Origin of the sequence: Brevundimonas vesicularis (assembly GCF_032067225.1) — a bacterium.
GTDB lineage: Bacteria > Pseudomonadota > Alphaproteobacteria > Caulobacterales > Caulobacteraceae > Brevundimonas > Brevundimonas vesicularis_F.
The window spans coordinates 886-10,599 of the sequence record NZ_DAMBJX010000079.1; the positions used below are offsets into that span (position 1 = coordinate 886).

Below are 9,714 nucleotides of genomic sequence, written 5' to 3' on the forward strand. Positions count from 1 at the left end.
CAGATCGATTCGACCTGGGCCTAGCCCAAGGCGGCCATCAGTTCCGGCACCACCGTCTTGTAGTCGCCGACCAGACCATAGTCCGCGACCTGGAAGATCGGGGCTTCCGCGTCCTTGTTGATGGCGACGATGGTCTTGGAGTCCTTCATCCCGGCCAGGTGCTGAATCGCGCCCGAGATGCCGATGGCGATGTAGAGCGCCGGGGCGACCACCTTGCCGGTCTGACCGACCTGATAATCGTTGGGCGCATAGCCGGCGTCGACCGCCGCGCGCGAGGCGCCTATGGCGGCCCCCAGCTTGTCGGCGAGCGGCTCCATCACGGCATGGAACTCGTCCGCCGAGCCCAGGGCGCGACCGCCCGAGACGATGATCTTGGCGGCGCCCAGTTCGGGCCGGTCCGACTTGACCATTTCCTCGGACACGAAGGCCGTCTTGGGCGCATCGGCGCCGGCGACGCTCTCGACCGGGGCCGAACCGCCCTCAGCCGCGGCGGCGAAGGCGGTCGGGCGCACCGTGATCACCTTCTTGGCGTCGGCCGACTGGATCGTCTCCAGCGCATTGCCGGCATAGATGGGGCGCACGAAGGTATCGGCCGCCACCACCTCGATGATGTCCGAAATCGGCGCGACGTCCAGCTTGGCGGCCAGACGCGGGGCGAAATTCTTTCCGTCCGTGGTCGCAGGCGTCAGGATGGCGTCGTAGCCCCCGGCCAACGGCAGGACGGTCGCCTCGACCGCCTCAGCCAGCATCTTGCCCAGACCAGCGCTCTCGGCCAGCAGCACCTTGCGGACGCCCGCGATCTTGGCGGCGCTATCGGCGGCGGCCTGCGCCCCCTGCCCCAGAACCAGGACATCCACATCGGACGAGAGGCCCAGCGCGGCGGTCACGGTTTTATGCGTGGTATCGCGAACGGTCGAACCGTCGTGATCGGCGATGACGAGGACAGCCATTTTACAGCGCTCCCGCAGACTTGAGCTTGGAAACCAGTTCGGCCGCATCGGCCACATTGACGCCGGCCGACCGCTTGGGCGGCTCGGTGACCTTGATGACCTTCAGGCGGTCGGCGACATCGACGCCGTAGTCGGCGACCGCCTTCATGGCGATCTCCTTCTTCTTGGCCTTCATGATATTCGGCAGGGAGGCGTAGCGCGGCGTGTTCAGCCGCAGGTCCACCGTCACCACCGCGGGCAGTTCGGCGGCGATCGTCTGCAGGCCGCCATCGACCTCGCGCGTGACCGTGGCCTTGCCGGCGTCGATCACGAGCTTGCCGGCGAAGGTCGCCTGCGGCCAGTCCAGCAGGGCGGCCAGCATCTGGCCCACCGCATTGTTGTCGCCGTCGATCGATTGTTTGCCCATCAGGACCAGGTCGGGCTTTTCCTTCTCGACCACCGCCTTCAGCAGCTTGGCGACCGCCAGCGGCTCGAGATCCGTGTCCGACTGGATCAGCAGCCCCCGATCCGCGCCCATGGCCAGCGCCGTGCGGATGGTTTCCTGCGCCTGGGTCACCCCGATGGAGACCACGACGATTTCCGTCGCGGTGCCGGCGGCATGGTGTTCCTTGCCTTCCTTCAGACGAACCGCCTCTTCGACGGCGATCTCGTCGAAGGGGTTCATGCTCATCTTGACGTTGGCCAGATCGACGCCCGACTGATCCGCCTTGACGCGGGCCTTGACGTTATAGTCGATCACCCGTTTGACGGGGACGAGTACCTTCATGGGTCTATCCGTGAAATCGCCTGAATGTGTGGGCAGGACATGGAGCGGTCGCGAAGGCCTGTCAACGTAACGTGGGGTCAAGCTGCGGCTTCGATCCCTATCCAACGGACCACGAGATGAAGCGTTTCCTGACCTTTCCCCGCCTGGCGATGATCTTCTTCGGCCTGTTCGGCATCACCGTCGTCGGGATTTTCGCCTTGCAGGACTATTGGGTCGCGCCCGGCAAACGCTGCGAGGCAGCGGGCAAATGGTACGATATGGAAAGCCGCATCTGCGCCCAGCCCATCTCCATCGCGCAGATCACCGGCCGCCCCAATGGCGTGTCGCGCGCCGAGGCTTCGGCCGAGAAGAACCGGGAGCTGGTTCGGATCGAACAGGATCTCGCCGCCCAGGGCCGCGCCCGAGCCGCAGAGGCCGAGCGTCAGAAAGCCGCACTGGCGGCGGCGCGTCCCGCCGCCTGAACGGTTTCGCCTAGCGGGTCGCGCCGGGCTTCCATTTGATGTCGCTGGCGCCGTTGGCGTTGGCCCGTCGAGCAGCGACGAACAGATGGTCGGACAGGCGATTCAGATATTTGACCGCCTCGACATTCACGGCCTCGCCGTTTTCGATCAGACGCACCGCCTCGCGTTCGGCCCGTCGGCAGACGGTGCGCGCGACGTGCAGATGGGCCGACAAGGGCGCGCCGCCCGGCAGGATGAAGCTGTCGAGCGCCTTCAGGCTCTCGTTCATCCAGTCGATTTCCTGCTCAAGCCGCGCAACCTGGCTCTCGACGATGCGCAGGGCCTCCCACGCCGGCGGCGGGTCCAAGGGCGTGGCCAGATCGGCGCCTAGGTCGAACAATTCATTCTGGATCCGGCCCAGCATGGCGTCGATCCGGTCGTTCTGACCGCTGTTCAGCCGGGCGACTCCGATCACCGCATTCAGCTCATCCACCGCGCCATAGGCCTCGACCCGGGGATCGCTCTTGGACACCGGCGCGCCGGACGCCAGCCGCGTGCGACCGTCATCGCCCGTGCGGGTGTAGATCTTGTTCAGCGTCACCATGATCAGGCCCCCTGCGTCGCCTTCCACAACATGCCGACGACCAGCAGGATGACGGCGACCGCCTGAAGCCCGACGCGCAGCCGCATCAGCTTGTTGGAATGGCTGCGCGCATACTCTCCGCCCCGGAACAGCGAATAGAGGCCGAAGCCCAAGGTGATCGTCACAGCCAGGATCGCGAGGATGATCAGAATGTCGAAAATCTGCATGCCGCCGTTCTAGACCCGGATCGCCGTCACGCGCCAGCACAGCGCTCAAAGCCGTTGTCCGGCGCGCAGGATCGAACGGCAGAAATTCGCCGACCGCAGATATTTTATTTCCCGAGCTAAGCCATTTGGTGACGATTGTTGGCGTAACGTCAGCGCCATGACTGATCGCGCCGTCCGCAACCTGGAGCACCTCAAGAGCTCGGCCTCCACAGCTCGCGTGCTGAATCTGCTGCGCGTGTGGGAGGAGAACGGCGACAGCGCGCCCGACGGCGCCGTTCGCAATCCCGACTGGGCGGCGCGTCCGATCTTCCGTACAGCGGCGCTGAACCGCGCCCTCATCATCAAGCATCGTCTTCGACGCAATGAGACCGATCTGTTCACCGGCCGACGCCAGGTCGCGACCAAGGTCGTCATTCCCATCGACGATGGAGATTTGAAGACCGGAGGCCGATACGTCTTCGTCAATCAGATCGGCTTTGAGCGGATGATGATGGAGGCGTTCGGCGTTGCGCCCAACCATCCCGATATCGAGACCCTGCGCCTGATCGACAAACTGCCGTCGCTGGATCCCTTCCTGCTGCGCGAGCAGTTGCGGCGCGGCGGCCTGGACCCCTCGCCCTGCTACTTCTCGATCAGCGACAGTGATCTTCAGCGCATGCTGGCCTTCGTTCGCAGCGAGATCGAGCCGCTGGTGACGCTCAGCCTGGGCGCGGACACGATCGCAGTGAACTCGGATTCGGCCGGGCGGATGGCGTCAAAGATCCTGTCGAACACGCCCGGCGATCAGCTGGACGCCCTGCGACTGACGCTGCGCCTGGCGCCCGAACAGTATCAGGAGGGCGTCTTCTGCTGGAAAGGCTTCCTCTATTACAAGTGGACGCTCGCCGCCCTGCTGGGCGAAGTCGCCGGCGTCGCCGAGGCCGTGCGCACCATCAAGCCCGTCGGCAAGGTCGATCGCGCCGCCAAGGAATATCTGGCGCGCAGCCGCGATGTCCTGCGCGGCCGCATCATCAAGACGTGCGACGAGGTCAGTCGCACTCTGCGCGTCTATGACGACGCCTACGCCAAACTGACCCAGGAAGGCCGCCCGATCGCCTTCCGCGACTTCTTGCTGGACGCTCCCTCCATGTTCGCCAAGCTGGGTGACCAGCTAGGCGCCGTCCAGCATATCGTCAGCTACTGGCGCTTCCGCTTCGGCCCGTCGGCCTCTCCGGTGAACGTCGAGGAGCTGATGGACATCTTCATGGACTTCGAAACCGGCCTGCTCGGCCGCGGCGAACTTCCCGACGATATCGGCATGATCGCGGCGTAGCGTACGTTACGACAACGGGCTGGCCTGCGTTCACACCGCTAGTCGTTTATGACCGCTTGATCGGAAGCAGCTTTCATAGCTCGTGCGGACGATGCCAATGCCGACGCTTGGTTGCCGATTTGGATGCGGGTGAGGTCGGATTGGTAAAGCCCGTCCAGATAGGCCCTGTCCCAACTCGTCAAACCCGATGGCGCACCTTCGGGATTTGAAAACAGATTGAGGATTGTTGCAAAGCCTCGGGTTTGTCCTGCCGGGTCGATCTGAGCAAAGGCCACCATAGACAGATAGTCGCTCAGTTGACCGACGGAGGCGCTTTGCACCTGATCAACATCTAAGATAATGAGTATATGATAAAGAAAATCAGATATTGATGCACGTAGGCGGGTGGGGCTTGTTACGCGAACACTTGGCGCATAGGCCAAAACATCATTACCATCCAATCCCATCGCAAGCGTGTTGTAGTATCCAGGTAACCTAACGGCGAGTTCGCCTGTTTCGGCATTGCCTGGGTAACTGACTTGCCACCAGCGCACAGGACGGTCAGTTTTGATAAAAGCATCGAGCCTTGCCCGGCCTTGATCAGTGCCGCTGCCGCCTGTGTGGAACGCCCTGAACGACTGCGACACAAGTGCTCCAGCCAGTTTCGATGGCTGATCTGATGCTGTGATCTTGATATTTGGACGACAACCCGGTGCCCCAACCTGGAGGCCCAGACCGAGAGCCGTATCGCCGAGACGATCGGCAATTTCCTGAGCCACATCGGCGCGCAGATTGATGACCCCAATACAAACGCCATCCCGCCAACGCGCCAAACCTCGTGCGCCAGCAGGGTCGGCTACGGCGCCAACATATTGTTCGGCTGCATCCTCGAATCTCTGGGCGTTGACGATGACGTCTTCAACTTGAACAGGGCCGCTCGCATTCGAAGGCTGTATCGCCTGACCTCCGCCAGCCAGCAAAACCGTTGCGAATAAAAGCCCAACAGACATCTCTCAGCCCCGCAGACTACAAACCTCAGATTGTTATTAATCTAACTTGAAAGCGTTTTCAATTTCATAGCTTATGTAACCATCAGTGCGCCGCGTCCCAGTTCGACGCCGCGCGAGCATCCACTACGAGGGGTACGGTCAGGGCCACAGCTGGGTCCGACGCGTTTTCCATCACACGTTTGATGACGGCGATGGCGCGGTCGGCTTCGGCTTCCGGCGCCTCGAACACCAGTTCGTCGTGGACCTGAAGTAGCATGCGCGTAGCAAGACCGGCTTCGATCAGGGCGGCCGGCATGCGGATCATGGCGCGGCGGATGATGTCGGCGGCCGCGCCCTGGATCGGGGCGTTGATGGCGGCGCGCTCGCCGAACTGGCGCTCGGCTCCGGACTTGGAATGGATGGCCGGGATGTGGATTCGGCGGCCGAAGACGGTCGAGACGAAGCCGGTCTGGCGCACCTCGGCCTTGGTCTTGTCCATATAGGCGCGGATGCCGGGGAACCGTTCGAAATAGGTCTTGATATAGGCCCCCGCCTCGCCCTGATCGATGCCCAGCTGATTGGCCAGGCCGAAGGCCGAAATGCCGTAGACGATGCCGAAGTTGATCGCCTTGGCGCGACGGCGGGTCTCGGACGGCATGCCCTCGACCGGCACGCCGAACATCTCAGAGGCCGTCGCCGCGTGAATATCCAGCCCCGCCTTGAAGGCGCGCTTCAGCTCGGGGATGTCGCCGATATGGGCCAAAAGGCGCAGCTCGATCTGGCTGTAGTCGGCGCTGATCAGGACATTTCCGGGCGCGGCGATGAAGGCTTGGCGGATCTCGCGGCCCGTCTCGGTGCGGATCGGGATGTTCTGCAGGTTGGGATCGCTGGACGCCAGACGGCCCGTGGTGGCGGCGGCCAGTTGATAGCTAGTGTGAACGCGGCCCGTCTTGGGATCGGCCGCCGCAGTCAAAGCGTCCGTATAGGTGCCCTTCAGCTTGGACAGCTGGCGCCAGTCCAAGATCGCGCGCGGCAGATCGTGGCTGAGCGCCAGTTCCTCCAGCACGCTGGCGTCGGTGCCCCACTGGCCCGAGGCGGTTTTCTTGCCGCCCGGCAGGTTCAGTTCGCCGAACAGGATCTCGCCGATCTGGCGCGGCGACCCGATGTTGAAGGGCCGTCCGGCGATCTCATGGGCCTGGGCCTCCAGCTCGGCCATGCGAAGGCCGAACTCGCTGGACAGCCGCTTCAGCCGGTCGGGATCGATGCGAACTCCATTCAACTCCATGTCCGCCAGCACCGTCGGCATGCCGCGCTCGAGCGTCTCATAGACGGTGGACAGGCCCTCCCGCGCCAGACGGGGTTTCAGAATACGCCACAGCCGCAGCGTCACATCCGCATCCTCGGCGGCATATTCCGAGGCCGGTTTCAGGGCGACGTGCTTGAAGGATTTCTGGCTCTTGCCACTACCCGCCACGCTCTTGAACGGGATCGGCTCGTGGCCCAGGTGCAGGCGCGCCAGCTCGTCCATGCCATGCCCGTGCAGTCCGCCCTCCAGCACATAGGAGATCAGCATCGTGTCGTCATAGGGCGCGATACGGATGCCTCGACGCGCCATGACGGCGATGTCGTATTTGGCGTTCTGAAGCACTTTCAGGACCGACGGGTCTTCCAGCAGCGTCTTCAGCTTGGCCAGGGTCGTGGCCTTGTCCAGCTGATGGATCGGCTCGGGCGCCTCGCCCGCTTCGCCAAAGAGACCGCCCTCGCCGGCCTGCGGCTCGTGCTCGTGCGTCAGGGGGATGTAGCAGGCCTCATTCGGCCCCACCGCCAGCGACACGCCGCACAGGCCCGCATGGGTCGCCGACAACGTATCGGTCTCGGTGTCGAACCCGACGACGCCGACCTCGGTCGCGCGCGCGATCCAGCGATCCAGCGCCTCTTCGGTCTGAACGCATTCGTAAGCCGCGTGATCGAAGGTCTGGACCTCGGCCGGACCTTCGATGACCTGGCCGTAGCGAGGGGTCGCGACCGGCGCGTTCAGGTTCGGCGCGCGCTTGGGCGCAAAGGCCGAGACGTCGCTGGGCCCGGCCTTGCCGTCGCCAACGCGGCGCTGCAGCGAGCGGAACTCCATCGTCTCCAAAAAGGCCGACAGGATCGCGGGATCGGGATCCCGCACGGCGAAATCGTCGATCGCCTCAGGCGCCGGCGCATCGCAGGTCAGGCGCACCAGCTCGCGCGACAGACGGATCTGGTCGGCGAAGTCGATCAGAGTCTGGCGGCGCTTGGGCTGTTTGATCTCACCGGCATTGGCCAACAGGGTGTCCAGATCGCCGTATTCGTCCAGCAGCTGCGCCGCCGTCTTCGGTCCGATGCCTGGCGCGCCGGGGACGTTGTCCACGCTGTCGCCGATCAGGGCCTGCAGATCGACCATCTTCTCAGGCGCAACCCCGAACTTTTCGAAGACCTCAGGCTCGGCCAGACGCCGGTCCTTCATCGGATCCCACATCACGACGCCGCCGCCGATCAGCTGCATCAGATCCTTGTCGGACGAGACGATCACCGCCTCGCCGCCTGCATCGCGCGCCTTGCAGGCGTAAGTGGCGATCAGGTCGTCGGCCTCATAGCCGGGCAGTTCGACGCAATGCACCCCGAACGCCGCAGTCGCTTCGCGCACCAGCGGGAACTGCGGGACCAGATCCTCGGGCGGCGGGGGGCGATGGGCCTTGTACTGATCATACAGGGTGTTGCGGAATGTCTTTTCCGAGTGGTCGAAGATGGCCACCAGATGCGTCGGACCATCGGCGCCCTTCATGTCTTTCAGCAGCTTCCACAACATGTTGCAGTAGCCCTGAACCGCGCCGACCGGCAGGCCGTCGGACTTTCTCGTTAATGGCGGCAGGGCGTGATAGGCGCGAAAGATGTAGGCCGAGGCGTCGATCATCCAAAGCCGCAGCGCAGGGCCGTCCTGCGTCATCCGGCGTTCGGTCTCTGGATTTTCGGGCGCGGTCGTCTCGGTCATGGCCGGAACATAGGGCTCCAACGCCCCCGCGTCAGCGTCAGAATTCGGTCCAGCTCGATCCCGGATCGCGTTGACCCGGCTGGGCCTGCTGCTGGCCCCAGGACACGACCATGAAGGCCTTGTGGCTGCGGATGCGATAGGTGCCGATCATCGGCACGACGGCGCCCAGCGGCGCACCGGTCTTGGCTTCGTAGAGGAAGCCGGAAAACTCGGCGACCCCGACCCGGTCGCGGTGGCTATAGACCGACAGTTCCGGCAGGGAGACGACGTTGAAGGTCTCGTTGATCGGGATCCGCATCTCGGGAATTCCGAAGACGCGCCGCATCTGCTCCAGCGAAAGCGCGCCGGCGCGGATTTCGAACACGGCGTTCGCCTCGTCCTTGTTGCGGGCCAGGCTGAAACCGGCGTCCGAGATCGCGCCGCGGATCGCGCTGACAGCGTAGCGAGTGCCCTCGCCCTGAAAATAGGCGTCGTCGATGAAGACCGAAGCGCCCGTCGGCAATGGCAAGACCAGCCCCTCGACCGCCCGGTCCGAGGCGCGCGCCAAGAGCAGCTGCTCCGTCGCCGTGCGGCCTGTGTTGCTCTCGGTGGTCGAGGCGCAGGCCGACAGCACGACCGCCGCAACCGTCAGCAGAGCCGCCGTCCGCACCGTCATCACCAGGCGCCGACGTTCGGCATGGAGGCCCAGGGCTCGGCCGGCGCCAGCGGCGCGCCTTCCTGAAGCAATTCGATGGAGATGCCGTCGGGAGAGCGGACGAAGGCCATGTTGCCGTCGCGCGGCGGACGGTTGATCGTCACCCCGCCGTCCATCAGCGTCTGGCAGGCGGCGTAGATGTCATCGACCTTATAGGCCAAGTGACCGAAGTTGCGGCCGCCCTGATACTCTTCCGGATCCCAATTGAAGGTCAGCTCGACCTCGGGGCAGCGTTCCGCCGCCGACTGTTCCAGATTCTTGGGCGCTGCGAGAAAGACCAAGGTGAACCGACCCGCCTCGTTCTGGGTGCGGCGCACCTCCTGCAGACCCAGAAGGTCGCAATAAAAGTGCAGCGAGGCGTCGATGTCCTTTACCCGGACCATGGTGTGCAGATAGCGCAAGGCTCGTCTCCGTCCGAACAGCGTGTCAGCCGTCTATAGACCCAACCGCCGCAACACCGCGACTGAACTGAGGTTACGGTCAGTGGGCCTCGGGTGCGCGAGCGGCGGGGCTCAGATATTCGTTCTCGTCGTGGGCCTGGGCCGACAGGACGAAACGCCGGTCGCAATAGCCGCACTCGATGAAGTCGTCCTCGCCCATGTCCATATAGACCAGCGGATGGCCCAGTGCCCCGCCGCCGCCGTCGCAGGCCACGCGTTTGGTCGAGACGACGATCTCTTCGGGCGGCGGGATGATGGCGTCGGAATGGCGGGGAGGCATGGTCCGGTCCGGGTCTGAAAGTCTTGCGGGCTTCCTAG

Annotated in this window: 11 protein-coding genes; 2 read left to right on the top strand and 9 right to left on the bottom strand. The window is 64.2% G+C overall.

Annotation, left to right across the window (positions count from 1 at the left end):
• Window positions 1–20: 20 nt before the first annotated feature.
• Window positions 21–950 (bottom strand): electron transfer flavoprotein subunit alpha/FixB family protein, encoded by a 930-nt coding sequence (locus RT123_RS14485; protein ID WP_313009859.1) that lies wholly within the window; start codon window positions 948–950, stop codon window positions 21–23.
• Between the two features lies 1 nt (window position 951).
• Window positions 952–1,716 (bottom strand): electron transfer flavoprotein subunit beta/FixA family protein, encoded by a 765-nt coding sequence (locus RT123_RS14490; RefSeq protein WP_313009861.1) that lies wholly within the window; start codon window positions 1,714–1,716, stop codon window positions 952–954.
• A gap of 116 nt (window positions 1,717–1,832) precedes the next feature.
• Here RT123_RS14490 and RT123_RS14495 point away from each other — a divergent pair, with 116 nt between their 5' ends.
• Window positions 1,833–2,177 (top strand): hypothetical protein, encoded by a 345-nt coding sequence (locus tag RT123_RS14495; RefSeq protein WP_017505432.1) that lies wholly within the window; start codon window positions 1,833–1,835, stop codon window positions 2,175–2,177.
• A 10-nt stretch (window positions 2,178–2,187) separates the two neighbouring features.
• On the opposite strand, the gene RT123_RS14500 is transcribed toward RT123_RS14495, so the two are convergent.
• The gene (locus RT123_RS14500) at window positions 2,188–2,760 is read right to left on the bottom strand and encodes a cob(I)yrinic acid a,c-diamide adenosyltransferase (RefSeq protein ID WP_295245948.1); all 573 of its coding nucleotides are present in this window, start codon (window positions 2,758–2,760) and stop codon (window positions 2,188–2,190) included.
• A gap of 2 nt (window positions 2,761–2,762) precedes the next feature.
• Window positions 2,763–2,966, bottom strand: a complete 204-nt coding sequence (locus tag RT123_RS14505; RefSeq protein ID WP_137720424.1) for a twin transmembrane helix small protein — start codon at window positions 2,964–2,966, stop codon at window positions 2,763–2,765.
• A gap of 157 nt (window positions 2,967–3,123) precedes the next feature.
• Between RT123_RS14505 and RT123_RS14510 the strand changes: the two genes are divergently transcribed.
• Window positions 3,124–4,278, top strand: coding sequence for a hypothetical protein (locus RT123_RS14510; RefSeq protein ID WP_313009865.1), 1,155 nt, complete (start codon window positions 3,124–3,126; stop codon window positions 4,276–4,278).
• A 38-nt stretch (window positions 4,279–4,316) separates the two neighbouring features.
• Here the strand turns inward: RT123_RS14510 and RT123_RS14515 are convergent, their stop codons facing one another.
• The 5 genes from RT123_RS14515 to RT123_RS14535 all read right to left on the bottom strand — a co-directional run.
• The gene (locus tag RT123_RS14515; RefSeq protein WP_156363285.1) at window positions 4,317–5,267 is read right to left on the bottom strand and encodes a hypothetical protein; all 951 of its coding nucleotides are present in this window, start codon (window positions 5,265–5,267) and stop codon (window positions 4,317–4,319) included.
• A gap of 82 nt (window positions 5,268–5,349) precedes the next feature.
• On the bottom strand, window positions 5,350–8,262 hold the full coding sequence (polA, locus tag RT123_RS14520; protein WP_313009868.1) for a DNA polymerase I: 2,913 nt from the start codon (window positions 8,260–8,262) through the stop codon (window positions 5,350–5,352).
• A gap of 37 nt (window positions 8,263–8,299) precedes the next feature.
• On the bottom strand, window positions 8,300–8,917 hold the full coding sequence (locus RT123_RS14525) for a DUF6655 family protein (RefSeq protein ID WP_055809524.1): 618 nt from the start codon (window positions 8,915–8,917) through the stop codon (window positions 8,300–8,302).
• Window positions 8,917–9,357, bottom strand: coding sequence for a VOC family protein (locus RT123_RS14530; RefSeq protein WP_313009870.1), 441 nt, complete (start codon window positions 9,355–9,357; stop codon window positions 8,917–8,919). The genes RT123_RS14525 and RT123_RS14530 overlap by 1 nt, the downstream gene beginning before the upstream one ends.
• Window positions 9,358–9,436: 79 nt before the next feature.
• On the bottom strand, window positions 9,437–9,714 hold a 278-nt coding region (locus RT123_RS14535), incomplete at its 5' end, for a zinc-finger domain-containing protein (RefSeq protein WP_313009871.1).

Bases quoted from the DNA above. Each gene is read 5' to 3' on its own strand.
- RT123_RS14485 (WP_313009859.1), bottom strand. From the start codon at position 950: ATGGCTGTCCTCGTCATCGCCGATCACGACGGTTCGACCGTTCGCGAT.
- RT123_RS14490 (WP_313009861.1), bottom strand. From the start codon at position 1,716: ATGAAGGTACTCGTCCCCGTCAAACGGGTGATCGACTATAACGTCAAG.
- RT123_RS14495 (WP_017505432.1), top strand. From the start codon at position 1,833: ATGAAGCGTTTCCTGACCTTTCCCCGCCTGGCGATGATCTTCTTCGGC.
- RT123_RS14500 (WP_295245948.1), bottom strand. From the start codon at position 2,760: ATGGTGACGCTGAACAAGATCTACACCCGCACGGGCGATGACGGTCGC.
- RT123_RS14505 (WP_137720424.1), bottom strand. From the start codon at position 2,966: ATGCAGATTTTCGACATTCTGATCATCCTCGCGATCCTGGCTGTGACG.
- RT123_RS14510 (WP_313009865.1), top strand. From the start codon at position 3,124: ATGACTGATCGCGCCGTCCGCAACCTGGAGCACCTCAAGAGCTCGGCC.
- RT123_RS14515 (WP_156363285.1), bottom strand. From the start codon at position 5,267: ATGTCTGTTGGGCTTTTATTCGCAACGGTTTTGCTGGCTGGCGGAGGT.
- polA (WP_313009868.1), bottom strand. From the start codon at position 8,262: ATGACCGAGACGACCGCGCCCGAAAATCCAGAGACCGAACGCCGGATG.
- RT123_RS14525 (WP_055809524.1), bottom strand. From the start codon at position 8,917: ATGACGGTGCGGACGGCGGCTCTGCTGACGGTTGCGGCGGTCGTGCTG.